Origin of the sequence: Mastigocoleus testarum BC008, from assembly GCF_001456025.1 — a bacterium.
Lineage (GTDB): Bacteria > Cyanobacteriota > Cyanobacteriia > Cyanobacteriales > Nostocaceae > Mastigocoleus > Mastigocoleus testarum.
Map to the genome: position 1 here is coordinate 129,222 of NZ_LMTZ01000118.1, position 19,705 is coordinate 148,926.

At 37.7% G+C, this 19,705-nt stretch carries 12 protein-coding genes and 1 tRNA gene; 6 read left to right on the plus strand and 7 right to left on the minus strand.

Features of this window, described 5'->3' with window-relative positions:
* Positions 1 to 346 precede the first annotated feature (346 nt).
* Together BC008_RS30180 and BC008_RS30185 are read right to left on the minus strand one after the other, a co-directional pair.
* A complete protein-coding gene (locus tag BC008_RS30180) occupies positions 347 to 1,756 on the minus strand; it encodes an LCP family protein (RefSeq protein ID WP_027843826.1) in 1,410 nt (469 codons plus the stop codon).
* 322 nt (positions 1,757 to 2,078) lie between these two features.
* Positions 2,079 to 2,477: a hypothetical protein gene (locus BC008_RS30185; protein WP_058184146.1), complete on the minus strand. Its 399-nt coding sequence runs from the start codon at positions 2,475 to 2,477 to the stop codon at positions 2,079 to 2,081.
* A gap of 147 nt (positions 2,478 to 2,624) precedes the next feature.
* On the opposite strand from BC008_RS30185, the gene BC008_RS30190 reads away from it, so the two are divergent.
* Positions 2,625 to 3,752, plus strand: coding sequence for an AI-2E family transporter (locus tag BC008_RS30190; protein ID WP_027843827.1), 1,128 nt, complete (start codon positions 2,625 to 2,627; stop codon positions 3,750 to 3,752).
* A gap of 218 nt (positions 3,753 to 3,970) precedes the next feature.
* Here BC008_RS30190 and BC008_RS30195 read toward each other — a convergent pair whose 3' ends face one another.
* Complete coding sequence (locus BC008_RS30195) at positions 3,971 to 5,281, minus strand: serpin family protein (RefSeq protein ID WP_058184147.1); 1,311 nt, start codon at positions 5,279 to 5,281, stop codon at positions 3,971 to 3,973.
* 413 nt (positions 5,282 to 5,694) lie between these two features.
* On the opposite strand from BC008_RS30195, the gene BC008_RS30200 reads away from it, so the two are divergent.
* Positions 5,695 to 8,181 (plus strand): ATP-binding protein, encoded by a 2,487-nt coding sequence (locus BC008_RS30200; protein WP_027843829.1) that lies wholly within the window; start codon positions 5,695 to 5,697, stop codon positions 8,179 to 8,181.
* A 406-nt stretch (positions 8,182 to 8,587) separates the two neighbouring features.
* On the opposite strand, the gene BC008_RS30205 is transcribed toward BC008_RS30200, so the two are convergent.
* The 3 genes from BC008_RS30205 to psbZ all read right to left on the minus strand — a co-directional run bounded on the left by BC008_RS30205 (position 8,588) and on the right by psbZ (position 9,864).
* Positions 8,588 to 8,659: transfer RNA gene (locus BC008_RS30205), tRNA-Gly, on the minus strand.
* A 212-nt stretch (positions 8,660 to 8,871) separates the two neighbouring features.
* Positions 8,872 to 9,453, minus strand: coding sequence for a 6,7-dimethyl-8-ribityllumazine synthase (gene ribH, locus BC008_RS30210; RefSeq protein WP_027843830.1), 582 nt, complete (start codon positions 9,451 to 9,453; stop codon positions 8,872 to 8,874).
* A gap of 222 nt (positions 9,454 to 9,675) precedes the next feature.
* Positions 9,676 to 9,864: a photosystem II reaction center protein PsbZ gene (gene psbZ, locus BC008_RS30215; RefSeq protein ID WP_027843831.1), complete on the minus strand. Its 189-nt coding sequence runs from the start codon at positions 9,862 to 9,864 to the stop codon at positions 9,676 to 9,678.
* Between the two features lie 341 nt (positions 9,865 to 10,205).
* On the opposite strand from psbZ, the gene BC008_RS30220 reads away from it, so the two are divergent.
* Positions 10,206 to 12,920 carry a CBS domain-containing protein gene (locus tag BC008_RS30220; RefSeq protein WP_027843832.1) on the plus strand — a complete coding sequence of 905 codons (2,715 nt, stop codon included), beginning with the start codon at positions 10,206 to 10,208 and terminating at the stop codon, positions 12,918 to 12,920.
* A gap of 284 nt (positions 12,921 to 13,204) precedes the next feature.
* Here BC008_RS30220 and BC008_RS30225 read toward each other — a convergent pair whose 3' ends face one another.
* Positions 13,205 to 15,754, minus strand: coding sequence for a family 16 glycoside hydrolase (locus tag BC008_RS30225; RefSeq protein WP_027844803.1), 2,550 nt, complete (start codon positions 15,752 to 15,754; stop codon positions 13,205 to 13,207).
* A gap of 926 nt (positions 15,755 to 16,680) precedes the next feature.
* Between BC008_RS30225 and BC008_RS30230 the strand changes: the two genes are divergently transcribed.
* The 3 genes from BC008_RS30230 to BC008_RS30240 are packed head-to-tail and all read left to right on the plus strand — an operon-like array spanning position 16,681 to position 19,198.
* Positions 16,681 to 17,910 (plus strand): hypothetical protein, encoded by a 1,230-nt coding sequence (locus tag BC008_RS30230; RefSeq protein WP_058184148.1) that lies wholly within the window; start codon positions 16,681 to 16,683, stop codon positions 17,908 to 17,910.
* 35 nt (positions 17,911 to 17,945) lie between these two features.
* Entirely contained in the window at positions 17,946 to 18,443 is a 498-nt protein-coding gene (locus BC008_RS30235) for a hypothetical protein (protein ID WP_058184149.1), read from the plus strand.
* 47 nt (positions 18,444 to 18,490) lie between these two features.
* Positions 18,491 to 19,198 (plus strand): hypothetical protein, encoded by a 708-nt coding sequence (locus BC008_RS30240; protein WP_058184150.1) that lies wholly within the window; start codon positions 18,491 to 18,493, stop codon positions 19,196 to 19,198.
* Positions 19,199 to 19,705 lie beyond the last annotated feature (507 nt).

Here is a 19,705-nt window from a genome sequence, read left to right on the forward strand (position 1 = left end):
GTTGAATTTAATTGTGAATTTAATTTTAGATTTTCTATTTGATTTTAGATTAAATTTTAAATTTAAACTGAATTTAATTGTGATTTAAATTTAAATTTTGATAAATGAAATCATTTGAAAGTTTTAATTGATTTGATAAATAGTTTTAATTTTTCGTTGACTAATTTATATCTTGTCTAAATAAAACAGCAGGACAGCAAAATATTTCTGATTTTTTTTGGTTCGCAAACTATTATTTGTATATGCGGCATCTACCCCAGATAATACGTGTAGTCCATTTTTTTTGGCTACACAATAATAAATAGGTCGCCAAAACAAGAAATAATTAATGATTGTTGCTTTAGCATTACTTTTCATCCAATAAATCTTTATTTTTTAACCAATCTTGACCCAACTGGATACTAATATCGGAACTTAGGGTACCAGTACTTTCAACCCTTACCTCTCCAAAGCCTAAAGTGTTTCGAATTAACTCAGCGCTGTCTCCGTCACCTTTTTGGGCAACAATATGAGTTTCTTGTAAAGGAATACTCCATGGGCTAGATATATGAATATTGTTATAACCTGCCTTTTGTAAACCTCGAATTAAAGGTCGAAGTTCAGCACGACTGCTATCAGTACTATCTTGAATCGCTATTCTTAAAGAAGATGGATCCCTTACCTGTAACGGAGCATCTGATTCCAACCCAAAATTACGCACCATTAGATTAGAAATACGATCTTTGTTTGGTATCCAATAACTAGCATTAAATTCACTTTTTTGGCTAAAACGACCAGGTAGCATCAACATTTCCATATTAGAGCGATTGGTTCGGACGCCAAAACTAGCAAGTGCTAATAGTTCTTCCAGAGTTAAATTGGTGTCCAAATGGGACTGAACAACATTAAGGATATGAGGTAATCTTGCTAAAGTAGCGGGATTAAGAGATTGATCTATCAATGCTCGCATCACCATTTGTTGGCGTTGAATGCGACCAATATCTCCCTTATTATCATGACGAAAACGTAGTAGTTGGAGTGCTTTGTCGCCGTCAAGATGTTGTTCCCCTTTTTTCAAATTGATGTAAAGATGTTGAGAATCATCTTGATATTTCATATCTTTAGGAACGTAAACTGTTACACCCCCTAGAGCGTCAATTAATTTACCAACACCCAAAACATTAATTCGGATATAACGGTCAATTGCTACGTTGTCTAAAAGATTACTTACTGTGGTTGCTGTTAATGCTGGACCGCCGACGAGGTTTGCAGAGTTAATTTTTCTTTTGCCATACCCTTCGACTGTAGCGCGAGTATCCCTGGGAATGGAAAGCATGACAATTTTTTTCTGCTGTGGCTCGAATCTGATTAGCAGCATTACATCAGCAAGACCATCAAATGCATTAACCTGAGGCAAGTATCCTAGTTCTTTGGTGTCAACAGAGACTTGACGGCTATCTGGTGGTAATACACTCATCCCCATGACCAAAATGTTGACAGGGCGAGTTAATTCTGAAAAACGCAGCCCACCACCGGCAATCCGATCACTTTCAAATACCGCAGCTTCATCCGGACTGAGATTGGCTTGCATGAGGGGTGTGCTTGTCAATGAAACAGCGAGCAGTGCCCCTGCAGTGGCTGACACCATGGCAACTCCACTCATTCCTACCCAAAACCACAACCAACGTCCTGATTTTGCTTTTTGGGTATTTCTTGTACCCGTTTTGGAAGTGCTAGCCGAATGCTTATCCTGCGCTGAGCTTTTGTGAATAGTCACTTATTTCCTCACACTTACTGATAGATATGGTCAAATTAGAAACCAATTTAATGAATTAACCCATAATAACTAACTACTAATTATCAGTGGGAAATTTCCCACTTCCGTGTCAATCAAAACACTTATAGCAGTATTTCTCTTATTTTTTCTATGAATCCGGAGACGTTGTGATGTTTTATTAAAGTATGACAATTCTTACTCACATTTGACTAAATTTACACTCTTGTACTATCACTTTCATTGCACTTAAGTCAGTATTTGAATCAATGACTATAATCAAACACCTATAATAAATTTTAAATGTTAAGACCTTAAGTGAAGGTTAGGACAAATACTTACCTAATATTTGATCGGCAAGCTGGCTAAATCCTGGCAAACCTTTATATTTGTTTTTAGATATTCGGAGCATTAACCAAATACTAACCAAAAAATAACTAGAAGTAAAAAAGCTATTGAGGATAAGCAAGCGTACTGCAAATAAGTTTGAGTTGAAGGATGCAGTTCCACTTGCTAGGAAAATATACCCTACAACCCATATAAGGGCTAAAGTAACTGATAGTCGACTGATACTAAGCTTTTCCCTACTACCTTGTCTGCGATAAAGAGTCCATAAAGATGGGAAAAAACCTATGACGGGAATTAAATATAAAAGTAAATATTGGGAAGGATATGATGTATCGTTGGTGTTATAAGTTCTGTTTGCGCTTTCTGTATGGTTCATTTCTAAGTATGTAATTATAAATTAGGGGAATTATTAATCTAAAATGAGTAATGAAAAATTTAGCTGACGTTCTTCACTTGTAAAAAAGAGTTGTAAAAAAGAAATTGTAGAAAAGAAATTTATTTCGTTGTATCCCGCAATCAGCAGATGCAGACAGGTAAGCTCCTCCAATGGTGGCAGACACTTACGCCGATAGTACGAATAGCCGCAGCTACTTTATTAACGCCACTATTAGTACTTAATGGCTGGGCACTTTTAGCTATTTTCAACTATTTTCATTCCTTAATTGTTATTTTAGTCGGAGCATCAGTTTTAGCGTTTCTGCTTAACTATCCCGTTAGCTGGTTGGAACGTCAAGGTGTTAGGCGAGAACCGGTAGCAATCTTAGTATTTTTGATTGCCTTATCAATTTTATTAGCATTAGGCGTGACCCTTTTCCCCTTGGCTTTAACCCAAGCACAGCAACTTGTTGCTCGCTTACCAGATTTGATAGATTCTGGGCGTTCGCAATTAATGATGCTAAATGAAAAAGCAGATACTTTAGGATTACCTCTAAATTTAGATGCTTTAGTAGTACAAATTAATGATCGTGTCAAAGGAGAACTGCAGGCGATCGCCGGACAAGTTTTGAACTTGGCAGTGATTACGGTCACAAGTCTGCTAGATTTTGTTTTGACAATGGTCTTAACTTTTTATCTTTTACAACATGGAGGTGAGCTTTGGTCTAGTTTAATATATTGGTTACCTACCAAATTTCGCGAGCATTTTTCCGAAACTATCCGCTTGAGTTTTCAAAATTTCTTTATTACTCAACTGATACTATCGGTTTGTATGGCATCGGCACTAATATCTACTTTTTTATGGTTGAAAGTACCATTCGGTTTATTATTTGGTTTAACAATTGGCTTGATGGCGCTGGTTCCCTTTGGAGGTACTGTAGGTATTGCTGTGACAACTTCCCTTGTCACGTTACAGGACTTTTGGATGGGAATGAGGGTTTTACTCGCAGCAGTTATTATTCAGCAAATTCTGGAAAACTTAATTGGACCCCGGATATTAGGTAGTTTTACAGGGTTAAATCCAGTTTGGGTAGTAATTTCAGTTTTGTGTGGAGCTAGAATTGCTGGGCTTTTGGGTGTTGTTGTGGCTGTTCCAATCGCTGTGGTAATCAAGTCTATCTTAACTTTTTTACGCCCAATGCCTACTGATAACGTTGACTCAGCTGATGAGATTGTAGAGGAACAACCAAATCAAGTATCAGTACCATTAAGATAGTCGCAGCCCTGATATCAATCGTTTATGTTACCTAAAAGAAGCACTATTTCGAAGCAAAATTTTATTGACTATTGACATTTACACAGAACAGTTCTCACAGGTGTATGTGTCTGTTCAGCCTTACTTACTAAAATTAACAAAAACAGTTCAGGCACAACTCAAAGTTTGAAATTAACTATCATTAGGAGATAATAGCAATTTTTACTTTCAATATTTATTTAGACATTAGGTTCGACTATTGAACCCACGAATAATAAGCTTCCTGTTTTGTTATCCCGAATTGCATAAAAGAAGGGGCGACTAACAATCATTTGAAATGGTTTTTCAATAGGAGCAGAAAGTGGTACGACTCCAACAGAAGTAGTAGCTGCAGCTTCTGTACCTTCTTCATTTACTTCTACAAAAGTTTTATGCTTCACTTCAGAAATGGCAAGATTATTTCCCATCTCAGAAAAATTTGCTTTCTCTGTAAAAGCTTCCCTCATTCCCAAAGCACTTAATGTTTTGTTGAGAGTAATATCGTACTCTGTCTTAAAACGTGGTAGACGAATTGAACCTTGCCGTTTCTTAAACTGGGTCATCCATTTACCCCAATTCGAAGCGTTTAAACTTTGATAAAATTCTTGCAAACTAGAATTTTCCTTGGGTAAAAATACATAAAAGCTGATTCGTTCGTCTTCACCGTAGGGTAAACTTACAGATTGAAATTTTTCAGTTTCGTAGTATTTGTATTCATCGCTTTGTGACATCATGGGGTGTAGTTTTTGTTTACCTGATGCCAATGTAAAAGGTAATTCTTGGGTTTTTGTGCGATCAAATTCTTTATTCCAGCTACCTTTAAAATAAATAGCATTGATAAGGAATAATACATCATCGTTGTTTATTCTTTCAAGAATTTTATCTATTTTACCTTGGGTATTTTCTTTTACCCATCTATTTACTGTTTTTACTGAGTTGGGATCTTTAAAATTTAGATTGGTAATTTCAGCTTGATAAAAATTCTGATTTCTTTGAAGAAACTCGGGGCTAAGTTTAAAACCTTGATTTAACCAGAGAGAATTAGCAATATCGAGCTTTACCTTCTCGTCTGGATTGACCAATAATTTTTTCAATTCCGCATAGCCATTATTAATCTGTTGTAGGTTTAGACCCTTTAGCTCTAAGGCGTGAGCCATTACTTTTTGGGTCGAACCACTAGCACCGTTGTAGGTCATTGCTAAAACCATAGCGATGCTGGAAGGAGAAATAAAAATATTTTCTTCCTTTTGTTCTTTAAGAATTTCTGCAAATAATTTAAAGCCAAACTTGGTGTTAGCTGCAACAATTTTTTGTTCTGGCTTTGTCATTGGGGTTAAAGGTGGAGCTTCTGTATTAGGCAAAGGAGATTCAGCAACAGCACTCGTGCTACCATTTATCTGCGAGTAACCTAGTACACTCATTAAAACAACGCTAGTTGCTGCTAGTACGTAACGTCTACCAAGACTCACGCCGTAACGCCTTTGAAGAAAATTTGTGCGAGAACTATTCATTAACTTGTCCAATATCACCACTATTATCGTCACAATCCTGATTTCGACTATGACATTTTCCACGACTTGGCAAGTTAGCGGTTACAGTTTTGGCAACAACATATAATATATTGTCAAATTATGAAAAACAATAAATAAATGTATATGAGATTGTCACAAATAATTATTCAGAATAAAACAAGTGTTGTCTAATATAGAATTTTGACAACGATCAAGTTATTTAATATTAGTTATAAATTGATTTCAGTAGTAAAATTAGTAGTTATACTATCTTATTTTCCTAATTTTTAAAGTAGCTATACTCTTGAAAGGAAATTAATTAGAATTCCGAGTGCCTTAAAAAAATAAAATACTTTTTGCATCAAATATGATGGAAATTATTGTTGTCGTAAAATACCAAAATTATAGGGTGAATGAGTAATAAAAAAAATGATTTTTTCTCGAACGATATTACTTTTAAACAAGTTTTAGGTCTAGTAGACGAACTAGTCGTTTCTAAAACTGGTAAACATTTATCAAATATTGAGATATTAGTACTTTTTGGGACTTGGCAGGGAAAAAAATATTCACAAATTGCGGCGGAAAATAATTATACCCTTGAATATTTGAAAAATGACATTGGGCCAAAACTTTGGCAACTTTTATCTCAAGTTTTATCAGAAAAAGTTACTAAAGCTAATGTTAAAGCTGTTATTCAGCAGCGAATCTATCAACAAGAACAAAAAGAACTAAAAATGAAAGGGCTAGCCGGTGAAGATGGTTGGCTCAATACAGAAGAAGTTCGTGATGATAGAGAAACTACAAGGGAACAAAAATTTCTGTTAGATTCACAGCCTGATTTAATTATACATAGAACTAAAACTCAGTCCGAACAGTCACAGTTCAAACTAAAACATAATTTGCCTAATCGCGACCGTGCAGAATTAGTTGGACGGGAATGGGAATTAAACAAACTTCTGGATTTACTTTCGTGGAAAAATCCCAATGCTCGTATTTCAATTGAAGGACTAGGTGGGATTGGAAAAACAGCCTTAATTTTGGATGTAGTATATCGTTTTTTGCAAGGTTCAAAAATTTTGCAAGTCTCACAAAAAAATCTAGTTTGGCAAGATCCTGGAGAAAGTTTGCCTGATTTTGAAGCGATTATCTTTACCAGTGGAAAAACTCAGTATTTTACAGAATGTGGAATTGTGCCCCGTTGGCGTGGAGAAAAAAACTTTGCTGATATCTTAAAAACAATTGCTCGTATTGTTGGCTGTGAAGGGATATTTACTGACAACTTTGAAGAAAATTATCAACAAATATGGAAGCATTTAAGTAACAAACGGACTTTACTAATCATTGATAACTTTGAGAATCTAGAAGAACAGCAAAAAATTCTCAGTTTTCTTTATGAATTGCCATCCACAGTTAAAATCGCACTCATAAGTCGAGAAAAAACACCTTTCACAGCAGTCCATCTAACAGGTTTGACTCAAACTGAGACTTTAATATTGATTCAAGAACAAGCTAATCAAAACGGTGTTACCTTAGGTTTAGATAAGTCTTTAGAAATTTATAAAATTACTAGTGGTATACCTGCTGCGATTAATTACGCCATTCGTCTGCTCTGTGCGGGTTATAGTATTCAATCAATTACTTCCCAGTTAAGAAGCTATCGGGGAGATTATTGCCGCTTTTACTTTGAGGGTTCAATGCAGCATATTGAAGGACAAACAGCCTATCAACTGTTAATGGCGTTGGCAGTATTTGTTAAACCTCCAACTAAACAAGCAGTATGTGTTGTGGCTGCTATAAACGAACATATTGCAGCAAACGATTTAGCCCGCTTACAACAATTATCTTTGATTATTCATCAACAAGGGAGATATGTTATCCAGCCGTTGACCCGTGAATATGTACTCTCGAAAATGGCAACAAATCCCCAACTAGCAGCTTTGGTTCGCAATCGTTGGGTTAATTGGTATTTGGACTTTACTCACAAACATGGTGGTAAAGATTGGCGTGAGTGGCAAAATTATCAAGATTTAGCTGCTGAATGGGATAACATCACCGAAGTAATTCAATGGTGTATTAAGAAAGAACGTTATGATGATGTCTGCGAAATGTGGCGTAACGTAAAATGTTACACTTACTCGCAAGGATATCGTCGTCGTAATCGACTCAAGTATTGGGATGCAGCTTTAGGATGGTTGGAGTGGCTCACTATTAACGCCCAAAAGTTTGAAGATTCAGCAACTTTTATTGAAGTGATAGCCGAACGGGGATGGAAGTTGACTTTAATGGCACAACCTTCATGCCTCGCTGCGGCAAATAAATTGTTCACCCAAGCTTGGGGATTGCGCCAATATCAAACAGTTGATTGGCAAGTCAATTTAGCGAATCATATTGCTGTATGGCATATTCAGCAAAAGCAATTACAAAAAGCAGAACAATGGCTCGAACGTGCTGAAAGTTTACTGGATAGTGAGGAAGTTCCATCATCTATTGCAGTTCGATTATCGATAAATATTTCCTACTATAAAGGCGAAATTTACTATAAAACAGGTAATTACAAACTTAGTCAGGAGTTATTTCAACAAATTGTGGATAAAGCCCAAACTATTGGCTGGCAAAGAGCAATTTGTCTTGCCAAAGATTTTTTAGCAGATATTGCTATTCAAGAAGGCGACTTACATAAAGCACAGTTGCTTTTGACAGAAGCTTTGCAAGTCGCTAAGAACAATCAAGATGAATGTACTCAAGCATATACAAAACGCTCTCTAGCAAACCTAGAGCAAAAACGAGGTAATTTAAAAGTCGCCTGCGATTGGGCAAAACAGGCAGTCAGAGCGTTTGACAAGTTAGGAATGCTCGTGGAGCTACAAGAAACACAAGCTTTAATTCAATTATTTTCCTAAATTACGTAAACATGTGAATTAAATTAAATGTGCACTTGTAACATCAAGGATTTCAAGTTTTTTCTAAATCACTTTTGTGATTATTTTCATGAAGTTAAATCGTGTCAACTTTTAATTTACATTGGCCGTAAATTAATTTTATGAGCTCTTATAGTTCCAATATTATTTTTCTACTTCTATTAGAGGAAAAAGATTGGATTGAGAATTTCGGGTTGCCTTATGTGATCGCAAAACTCACCTTTCCATTCTAAAAATCGATCTAATGCATTTACTTTCAAAATAATTAAAAATACATGAACTAGTTAAAAATGGATCCGTCTATCTCTTATAACAAACTAATTACGTAATACTTACCACAATCAGTTAAGTTTACTTTTGTATACAAGTTTATTAAACTGAAATTCAGAGCGGGTAACGCGATTCGAACGCGCGACATTCACCTTGGCAAGGTGACGCTCTACCACTGAGCTATACCCGCATAATCAACCTTTGATAATTATTGCAAAGTCAATTTAATTTGTCAAGCGTTGATTGAGAATATTATTTTAGGAGGTCAGGAGTTAGGAGTATAGGAGTCAGGAGTCAGGACTTAGAAGTTCAAACTCCCATATTTACCTTGTAAATCCCCATTAAGTTATTCTCCTGCCTCCTGTTATGGATAAACTAGATAGAAAATATCTAGTTGCCAGCTTAGCCCTTGGGTGGAGTATCTGTGGAAAACTCCCCTAATGCAGCAGTATTGCTAAGAGAAGGCGCTAAAGATTGAGTACTGCTAGGATATGCTTGAGTTCCAGAAGAACGCAACTGTCGCATTAAGCTACCCATTTCCAAAGCGTTCATTGCATAATCCCAGCCGTGGTTGCTCTTAATTCCAGCACGTTCCAAAGCTTGTTGCATGGTATCGGCGGTTAAAACACCGAAAATGACCGGAACTCCCGTTTGAAACGCTGCTGCTGCAATACCTTTTGCCACTTCTGAAGATACGTAATCAAAATGGGGAGTTTGTCCGCGGATTACTGCTCCCAAACAAATAACTGCGTCGTAACGACCTGAGGTTGCTAATTGTCGAGCAACTAGTGGGACTTCAAAACTACCTGGAACCCAAACATAATCTACTTGAGAGCCGTTGGGGTTTACGTCAATACCATGACGTTTCAAGCAATCTTGACATCCTGCTAGCAGTTTGTTGGTCACCAGGTCATTGAAGCGACCAATTACCACTGCAAAATGCAATGGTTCTGCTTGAGTAAAAGTTCCCTCAAAAACTGCCATTGTGCGTTAATTAATTCACTATACTTCTTGCAAATATACATGTGTTTCTCGAAAACGATGGGAACAGAGATTGGAAAACAAGAAAAAATAAAAATTAAGAAACAGTGAATTAGGATCTTTCTCAGTTGGACCCCATTTCATTAACTCAAGATTTATTTTGTCTTGGGTTTCTCAGTCCCTCTATTCCCATGCTATTTGTATATTTGAATTAGAAGCAGTCGCCTAAATTACGAAAAAGTTTAATATTCCAACTAACGCTACTAAAAGAACCCAAACTCCAGAACCAATCCAGAGTAATTTTTTTGATTCAACCCAATTTTGAGGAGTTGCATAAGCAACAGGAACCCCAATTACCATCACGAATGAGAGAGCTACTAAAGCTAATAAAGAAATTTGAAACAGGATAGTCATTTTCCCTTTTCCCAAAAATGCTTGTTTATTATCAAAGATAAAATATCGTGCAGCACAAATGATACCTATTTATTGATTCTCGCACTCCCAGTGGGCTTTTTCAAGGTTGGGGATTGGGGATAGCACTGCGTGCCCGCCGCAAGCGGCATATGGGGATTAGGGATTGGGGATAGCACTGCGTGCCGCCGCAAGCGGCATATGGGGATTAGGGATTGGGGATTAGGGATTGGGGTGAGCCCGCGCCTAACGGCGTTAGCGTTAGCGTGGCGTTAGGCATATGGGGATTGGGAAATGTTCTACGATCGCGCTACTCTAATCAGAATAGAGGTTCATTGCCCGTTATGGATTTAATTCTCTGTCATACAACAGCCGATTTTGATGCTTTGGGAGCAGCAGTCGGGCTCAGACTTTTATTACCTGGTAGCAAGATAGTGTTACCTGGAGGTAGTCATCCAGGTGTGCGGGAATTTTTGGCTTTGCATCGCGATGAATATCCCCTAATTGAAAGACGTTCGGTAAATCCCCATGATATACGTACTCTGGCTGTGGTGGATACTCAACAACGCGATCGCTTAGGAAAGGTTGCAGAGTGGTTTGATTTACCCAATATTAAAGAAGTAATTGTTTACGACCATCACTTAGAGCAAAAGTTAGATCTTCCTGCGACCAAATCTTATATTTCACGGGTGGGTGCGGTAACAACGTTGATTGTTGAACAATTACAGCAGCAGCAAATTTCCCTGACGCCTTCAGAAGCAACGGTGATGGCTTTGGGTATTCACGCTGATACTGGTTCACTAACTTACGACTTGGCGACATCGCGGGATGCTTTGGCTTTAGCTTGGCTGATGGAGCAAGGTGCAAGTTTGTCTATTGTTGCTGAGTATGCAGAACCTGGCTTGTCTACAGAATTACAACAACTGTTAACCCTTGCATTGGATAATTTGCAAACTCAAGAAATTCGAGGGTATAAAATTGCTTGGGTAACTTTGAATACTGATAATTTTGTACCGGGATTGTCTACTTTGGCATCAGAGTTATTGGAATTGACAGAAATTGATGCTTTAATTCTGGTAAATAATATAAAGCAAGATGGTAATAACCGTTTGAGCATCATTGGGCGATCGCGAATTAAGAATAGTAACCTCAATGATATTTTCAAGGGATTAGGTGGAGGAGGTCACGCTCAAGCTGCTTCATTAAGCTTGCGGAATGCAGATGCTAAAACAATACTAAATGAAGTTTTGGAAGAGTTAAGGGCGATTATTCCCCATCCCCCAACTGCTAGGGATTTAATGTCTTCACCGGTACGCACGATTCTCCCACAAACTACTATTGAGGAAGCTCATCGCACTTTATTGCGTTACGGACATTCGGGTTTATCAGTAGTTGACGGGAAAAAACATTTGGTGGGAATTATTTCTCGACGCGATCTAGATATTGCCCTGCATCACCGTTTCCCCCATGCACCCGTTAAGGGCTACATGACAAAAAATCTTAAGACTATTACGCCAGATACTACGCTGCCACAAATTGAGTCCTTGATGGTAACTTACGATATTGGGCGCTTACCGGTATTGGAAAACGAACGCCTAGTTGGTATTGTCACTCGTACGGATGTTTTGCGGGAATTACATCAGGAAAGAGAAGCTTCAGAAGGAAGAAACGGAGAAGGAGATAGCGGACTCGTAGAAGATCGAGTTAATTTACCGACTTTAGGAGAACTACGTTCTCGCCTTGCACCTCCCCTGTGGGAATTTCTCACCAAAGCATCATTGCAAGCAAAGCAACGGGGATGGCATCTTTACTTGGTTGGGGGAGCAGTACGCGATCTGTTGTTAGCAAATCCCAATGAACCTTTGCTAATTCAAGATATTGACATGGTAGTGGATGGTTTTCACAGTGCTGCTGATGTTGGTGCTGGGGTAGAACTAGCAAAAGCACTTCAAGAAATTTATCCTAATACCCGTTTGGAAGTTCATGGTTCTTTTCAAACTGCTGCTTTGCTCTGGCGCAAAGATCCAGTATTGGGTTCTATGTGGGTAGATATCGCAACTGCAAGAACAGAATTTTACCCTTATCCTGCAGCAAATCCAGAAGTAGAAGCTAGTTCTATTCGGCAAGATTTATATCGACGGGATTTCACGATCAATGCTCTGGCGTTGCGACTTACACCACCTCGCCCAGGGAAATTGATGGATTTCTTTGGTGGTTTATTAGATTTACACGCCAAGCAAATTCGGGTTTTACACGTTAATAGCTTTATTGAAGATCCGACTCGTATTTATCGCGCTGTTCGCTTCGCTGTTCGTCTCGGTTTTACAATTGAGTGCCAAACTGAAGAATATATCCGTTATGCGATCGAAAGCGGTGTTTACGATCGCACAACGAAGGAAAATCATAAAGCACCAGCTCTACAAACTCGTTTAAAAGCAGAATTAAAACATATCCTCCAAGCTTCTTACTGGAAAGTTGCTTTACAGTTATTAGGGGACTTGGGAGCATTACAGTGTATCCATCCTACACTGAAGTTAGACGACGAACTTTTGCGCCAGTTGCGGTTAATGGAACGTTGTTTGCAACGCTTTGACCCCGAGCAGCAAAGGTTTGTTCATTGGCAAATGCGCATAGAAGCAATAATTGCTTTTCTCAAACCAGAATATCGTTACTTAGTGGCTAAAAATCTTCAGTTACAAGATGAAAGTATTAGACGTTTGCAAAATTTAGCTTCAACCCAAGAAATAGTCTTGGAGTCTTTACCAGAGTGCGATCGCTCCAGCCAAATTGTTAAGCTATTAAGGCATTACGATTTACCTATGCTGATTTTAATTGCTCTACGCAGTCCGCGTAAAATTAGACAGCAAATTTGGCATTATGCGACTGTTTTAGCAAATGTTCAACCAATTTTTAATGGGAACGATTTGAAAAAATTCGGTTACAAACCAGGACCAAAATATAAGCAGATTTTAGATGATTTGTTGTCTGCTACTTTGGATGGAGAAATTACCAATAAGATTGAGGCAAAAGAGTTTTTAACTAAAAGTTATCCTTTATGAGTAATGAGTAATAAGTAATGAGTAATAAGTAATGAGTAATAAGTAATAAGTAATGAGTAATAAGTAATGAGTAATGAGTAATAAGTAATGAGTAATAAGTAACAAGTAATGTTAGCGTAAGTAGGGCGCAACAGCACACAGCAGCGATAAAAAATTAATAATGTAATTACCATTAGTCCCGAAGAAACGGGAGCGTATACCAATTACCAATTACCAATTACCAATTACCAATTACCAATTACCAATTACCAATTACCAATTACTCACATCAAGTTGAACCCGGATTACAATTCCCGAATCCGAATATTACGGAATTGCACAACCTCAGTATGACATTGCAACCCAATGTAACCTTCGGAACGCTTTTTATTACCGTCGCTGGGAGCGTCAAAACCTAGAAGTTCGGCAAAAGTTCCGGAACTAACTAATAGATCGTTTAATTTGACCTCGATTTCATTACCTTGAACTCTAATTTCATAACTATTCCAACAGTTTGTTTTTCCTGAATTACGAGATTGAAAAACTTTTGCAGCCCAACGCTGAGCGGGGAAAATTTCGTAGACAGATCCTGTCTTGTGCAGGGGACTTCCGTAGATGTCGTTGGTAAAGTCGTATCCCTGTTCGTCAATTTGAACTTCAATGCTGGAATCATAAAAATCATTAGCATTTAATGTCTCCGGATCTGGCATCCGTAAGAAAATTCCCGAATTAGCTTCTATATCGAAAGCCCGCCAATCTAACTTGAGGATAAAATCCTGAAACTTTTGGCGTGTAAACCAGACTACACCCAAGGAAACATTATTATTACCAAGTCCTGCACCAAGTACGGGATAAGGTTGATTGGAAACATCAAAGAAGTTTTGACTTCCCAAACTTGTAATTTTCCAGCCGTCATTAAGGAAGTTTCCACTATACAAGGTTTGAAATCCTGGTTCATCTCCAACAAAATCAACAGACTGATAACGTTCGATAATTGAACCGGCAATTTTGCGGGATAGGGCTATGCCAGTTGGAACTGGATTGGCTGAACCTACGGTGGGGAAAATTGACTGATCCACGCAATAACAGTTGCTCACGTGGTGAAAACGACCATTGGCATCCGTAACAGACTTGGTATAATCTGTACCTATCCACAAAGTACCTGACTCATGATAAGTGGTACCAATACCGTCTGCACCTCCTCCACAGTATTCAATGGGTGCGTTTGGATCTTGAATCCCCGCACTTCCTGAGGGCTGATTTGTTAAAGCTTCAATAAAAGCAAACGCTGCTTGAGATTGGTTATTACGAACGGCTACATCGTCACTATTTTCTACTAAATTTACATAGGCTTTGGGAACTCGAAGTTGTTCTGTACCGTATACATCGTCCCCTGTTCCTCCAAAGGGATTGACACCTATCCAACTGACATTGGGATTACTACCAACGGGACTGGTGCGATCGCCAAAGGTTTCGCCCACGGTACGAATTCTGACTACAATGCGGTCGTTACCAATTCCTCGCTGTGCTTCCCGAATTGATTCCACATCTTCGATGTTCGGCACCATTTGGTAAAGAAATCTTTCTGGATCTTTACTGGCACCGGGAAAGACAGGAACATCCATATTAGGAGCAGCGTAAAATTGAAAGTGAAATTGTCCCACGCCTTGGTTTGTCTGTGTGGAACCAGTAATATGAAGGGCTGCCGTTTTGATGACGGTAGGATCTGGTTGGGGGAGATTAAGAGCATCCCGTCTGATGCGCCAAGTAAAATTATCGCGGACGTGAAACATTAAATTGCGCCCCATTAATTCTCCTGTTGGAGCTAATTGCTGTGGGCGAGGGAAAGAATTTAAAGCTAACCTGGTGGAATTAATGGTGTTTCCTGCAATGACTACCATTGCGCTTGGTTTGAGATCCAAACGTACTACGCGAGCTTTACTCTTATCCTGGGGGTTAGCCGGATCGATTAATGCCACTACAACTTGAGTTACGCGCCCATTAACAGTTTCCAGTTTTAAAACTTCTGCATAGGGAACCAAGAACAACTTGCGCTGTGCATCACTTCCACCACTAATTTCAGCATCTTCACGGATCGAGTCCAATAGTAAAGGAAGGCTGCTAAATTTATCAAGACTGAATAACCCAGATCCTGGAGTCTCTCCTTGAACTGCAATGGGTGGTGCTAATACAGCTTTGAGAGAATTAACTTTGTTGTCACTGACAACTTCTTCACTCTTAGTTTTTAAATTTTCATATAAAGGACCCCGAATAAAATCTTGAACTGGGTAAGCACCTATTTCGCGTTCAATATATTCATATCCATCCTGTTGATTATTTTGAAACAGATATTCTTTGACATCATCAGGCCAAAGCAAATCCCCATCTGTATCGACTTTGTCTAAATCTTCTTCTACGAGGCGCGGAGACCAGCCTCCCCAAAATAAAGACTTTCCACCAATACAGCGATGATGTTGTACAAAAGTGTTTTCGTTAGTTTGTCCTGGTTCAACTAAGTTTTCTAAGACTAAAGAGCCAATATTACCAATACGAGTTAAGTTTTGTACGTGCTCGGTAATTAAAAAAGGACCTGACTCCAAAACCAAAACTCGAGGAGCTTGATTTTGTTGATCCATCCGCCTGCCAAATTCAAATAGCTTTGCTGCTGTGTAGGCTCCATACATCCCCGAGCCAATAACAATTGCATCAAATTGTCCGCCTCCTTGAGCCCCAAGAATCTCTTCCCAAGTATTGCAAACAAAACGCGATACACCATCTAAAGAAAACGTTGTTCTTTGAACGTCAGGAACTGTCTGAATTGGTTCCCCGGAATCCTGTAATCGGTTCAAAACCATTGCAATACCTCACATATTAAACTTGTTATCGTAATCAAGTCGAAGCACAAATTCTTATTACGTTTAATTGATTAAGACTTATGCATTGATAAATTATTGTGTGAATGAAGAATTACCATTGCCCTATTCACAAAACATAAGTTCAGCACAAGCAATGTTTCCATCGCAAGAATTATGGAGTGCGTACGCTCACATTTCCGACAATAATTACGTTATGTCTGTCTTCTGCTAACTTTTTTGTTCGCAAGGTAGACCAAGCTCTGCCCGTAGAGCATCAAGCTATATATTTTTATTGATGCGAGCGAAATCAACTTATACAGTTTCACTTTCCAAAATTTTTGTTTCTCAGCGTTAGAAAAATTTTATTAATGCAGAAATTCAAATCAAAAATATTGAGTTCAACATTGCAAAATACGTAATTGCACTAGCAGTTTATTGGTATATAGTATTTAATTTATAATTCACAATATTTTTTATGAGTATCAAAATAAACTTTGAATAAATCTTTATGACTAGATGAGGAAACAACTTTTAGTCGAGAGAAAATAATTTCTTAGAATTATAAGTCTATTCTTGTTTTACTGTTTTGCTGAAAATCGACAAAGTTTAAAAAATTAGGCTTAGATTCCCTATGCAACTTGATTTCTAAAGTTAAAAACAATAAGATACGCACTTTGCTCTCACAATTATTGTATGGCGATACTTTAATATTTGACTTAGGTAAAGTGACTCAGTATACTCAGACACAACCTCGAATGTAATTTTACATAAACTATGTTGTAGATATTCTTGTAATTTTTAATTCAAGTATTTGTATTTTAAATATGTACTATTGTATACTGTGCCTTTCCCGCACAACATACTAAATATTATTCATTAATGTATTCAAATACAACTTCTTACCTCCAATTCAAAATCCAAAATCTATGAATCGTTTGGCTCTAGGGATGTTCGCGCAAGCCCTAGTAATATCATTTTCGTTAGTCACCTCTGTCTCATTCACATCCGCAGTTGCTTCCGAAAGCAGTAAAGAGTCAAATGAAATTCGGCAAGATGACTCTACGGTGCAAACAGAAATAGCGCTACCCAAAACTGAGACAGAACAACAAGAAAACCAAAAAATACGAAAAATTCGCAGTGCTCTAGCTAAAATCTCAAATAGGTCTAAAAAACAACAGTCAGAAATAATTTTAAGGACTATAAACATTCCCCAAAAAACTATATCGACAATCACTGTAGCCAATTCTCAGTTAGAGAAAGAAGCTGCAAAATCAGTAGAGTTAAATCCAGTATTTTCTATTGATATAAATAATCAGACTCAAACTGGATCAGAACCAACTTCAAATCGGCAAAACAGCACAACTTTAGCTCAAAACGTCGCAGACCCCAATATAGATCCAGATAACTCTGTTGAAGAATCCTTAGAAGAGATTGAAAATATAGAAAGACAATTACGCGATCTAGAAAAAGTCAAAATTAGATCGTACTATTCTTCTCCTAGTCTAAGTATTTATGTTCCTGTAGGGTATGGTAGCGATAATAATACAGGTTTTGTAGCTGCAAGTTATCAAGATAGAACCCGCCTTGGAAACAAAAATGATGCAGCTATTGGTTTTGGTGCAGGCTTTGGTAACTCTAGAAAGTCAGTAGGTGTTGTACTTTCATACACCCTTGCAAGTTTCGGTACTAATAGAGACTTTGGTACTGGTGGCTTTAATGTTAAGGTACATCGCCAATTTAAGGGAGGTTGGGCTGCTGCAGTTGGGATGAATGGCTTTTTAAATATTGGTGACGATAATGATTTTGAACATTCTCTCTATGGTGTAGCGACCAAAATATTCCGGATAAGGGATGATATCAATAAACCTTTCAGTCGTATTGCTGTAACTGCTGGTATCGGTAATGGAGAATTCCGAACAGAGGAAGCATTAGATAACGACGAGGATAATTTCAATGTTTTTGGTAATGTCGCAGTCCGGGTACATCCTCAAGCTAGCCTGATTACTGAGTGGACTGGTCGAGACTTGGGAGTAGGCGCTTCTATCGCACCCTTTAAACATTTTCCTTTCGTTATTACTCCTGCAATACGCGATATTACAGGTTCTGATCGCGACGCCAGATTTATTTTAAGTGCTGGCTTTGGATTTAAATTTTAGATCGAAATTGCAGAACTCCAAAGGTAGAGACATTCATGTTTATAAACAGATTAACTGGCGTTATTTTTGGCGCATTATTAGCGTTTAATGGGTTAGTTGCAAATCCCAAACCTACTAGTGCATCTGAAGATAGTGGGGGTAATGTAAGTCAATCTCCAATACCTCAAACGGCTAATACAGGTACTAGTTCCTTTATAAGTCCACAATCTGTAAACGATATACGAAGATTTATTAACAGCACAAGAAATAATCGCAATATTCAACGTCAACGCTTTAATAATCGTCGGCGCTTCAGTAACGATCCTTCAACTCCCCCAAGATGTAATTTACGTCGCTTTGCACTTGGTCCTGCTCCAAGCAATGAAAATGCATCTAGTCGCTCTTGTTCTGCTACTGCAGAAATACCTGTTAGCCCAGATTCTTCAGAGTTAAATGAACTCAATACCTTGCTGGAAAACTCCAGAGCTTTTTTAGAACGGGTAAATCAGGATATAGAAGGAACAAGATCTAGAGTTAACAATCGTCTCTGGTAGATTTTTACTTCGTTAACCAAAAATATTTAGTGTAGTGGGGAGTTGTTATGCGCCTAATATCTAAAATAAATCGCACTGATATACATATTTCGTTCGGAATCCTGGTCGCAGCTATTTTGAGTGCTTTGTCAGCATCACCGGTACAGGCTCAAGTTCCAAATCCATTAGAAGTTCCAAGACCAAACCAAGTTGAAACTCCAACCCCAAGTCAAAGCCAAGAAATTGCTAAAGAACTGTTTGGTAATGATGGGGTAATGTTTGCAGTTGACACTGTTGTAGAGTTTGGGTTTGTTCGATCTTATGGCGCTTATAAATCTACTTTTGGCGTTAGAAATGAAGAGACTGGAGAAGAAACCGATCTAATCATCGAGGCTAAACCCTCTGATAATCCACAAGACGTTAATTCTCCTTCTGACTTTAAAACAGAAAACCCTAATGATTTTTTGGGTACTCCAGGAAATACAGTACAAAAAGATACTGCAGAATTTAAATTTGAAGCTGGTAAAAGATACAGTTTTTATCTCAGGTCTGAATACCAAGGAAGAGTTGTAGGTACTTTGTATTCTACAGATGCTAACAATAGCAATGGCAAGCGACAAGTAAAATTTGACGGTGATATTTTTGCCTTGGCAAATGGTGGTAGTTTAATACGTTGGGATGATACAGGTTCTGCATTAGTGAGAAGCGACCAACAAGATACTGATTTTGATGATTTTATTATTCGGATTGGCGGTCATGAAAAGTGTGGATGCTAAATTAGCATTTATGCATTTATGCATTTGTAAGCTTGATAGTACTTAGTTAATTTAATTAGTGTCTTTGACATTTGAAAATATAAAACTTTGCTATTTTGTTTTTGTTTTTCATTCTATTGTTTCGAAACTTATTCTCTTGAAACTTGTTCTCTTGAAACTTATTCTCTCTAAATTTTATTCTGCTAAACTGTAGCTATTAAATTAAGTATTACTCCATCTCAGACTATATATTTTAAACTGAGAGTAATCTTACAATTGTCAGAGCAGAAAATAAAGATATTAAAAAATATCTAATTCGCCCATTATTCAGACTAATAGGGCGCTATTTATTTCCATTGAGATTTGATAATTTGAAAAAAATCCATTTCGAATATTTCTAAAAAAACCTTTTAATCCCCGATCCTGATTCTTCTGTTTCCTAATAAAACTCTATATTTCTTAATTTTTTTTTAATTTTTTGGGATGGGATCGATAAATTTGAATTCCTTGTCTTGGCGTACGATAAAC

Bases quoted from the DNA above. Each gene is read 5' to 3' on its own strand.
- BC008_RS30185 (WP_058184146.1), bottom strand. From the start codon at position 2,477: ATGAACCATACAGAAAGCGCAAACAGAACTTATAACACCAACGATACA.
- BC008_RS30190 (WP_027843827.1), top strand. From the start codon at position 2,625: ATGCAGACAGGTAAGCTCCTCCAATGGTGGCAGACACTTACGCCGATA.
- BC008_RS30195 (WP_058184147.1), bottom strand. From the start codon at position 5,281: ATGAATAGTTCTCGCACAAATTTTCTTCAAAGGCGTTACGGCGTGAGT.
- BC008_RS30200 (WP_027843829.1), top strand. From the start codon at position 5,695: ATGAGTAATAAAAAAAATGATTTTTTCTCGAACGATATTACTTTTAAA.
- ribH (WP_027843830.1), bottom strand. From the start codon at position 9,453: ATGGCAGTTTTTGAGGGAACTTTTACTCAAGCAGAACCATTGCATTTT.
- psbZ (WP_027843831.1), bottom strand. From the start codon at position 9,864: ATGACTATCCTGTTTCAAATTTCTTTATTAGCTTTAGTAGCTCTCTCA.
- BC008_RS30220 (WP_027843832.1), top strand. From the start codon at position 10,206: ATGGATTTAATTCTCTGTCATACAACAGCCGATTTTGATGCTTTGGGA.
- BC008_RS30225 (WP_027844803.1), bottom strand. From the start codon at position 15,754: ATGGTTTTGAACCGATTACAGGATTCCGGGGAACCAATTCAGACAGTT.
- BC008_RS30230 (WP_058184148.1), top strand. From the start codon at position 16,681: ATGAATCGTTTGGCTCTAGGGATGTTCGCGCAAGCCCTAGTAATATCA.
- BC008_RS30235 (WP_058184149.1), top strand. From the start codon at position 17,946: ATGTTTATAAACAGATTAACTGGCGTTATTTTTGGCGCATTATTAGCG.
- BC008_RS30240 (WP_058184150.1), top strand. From the start codon at position 18,491: ATGCGCCTAATATCTAAAATAAATCGCACTGATATACATATTTCGTTC.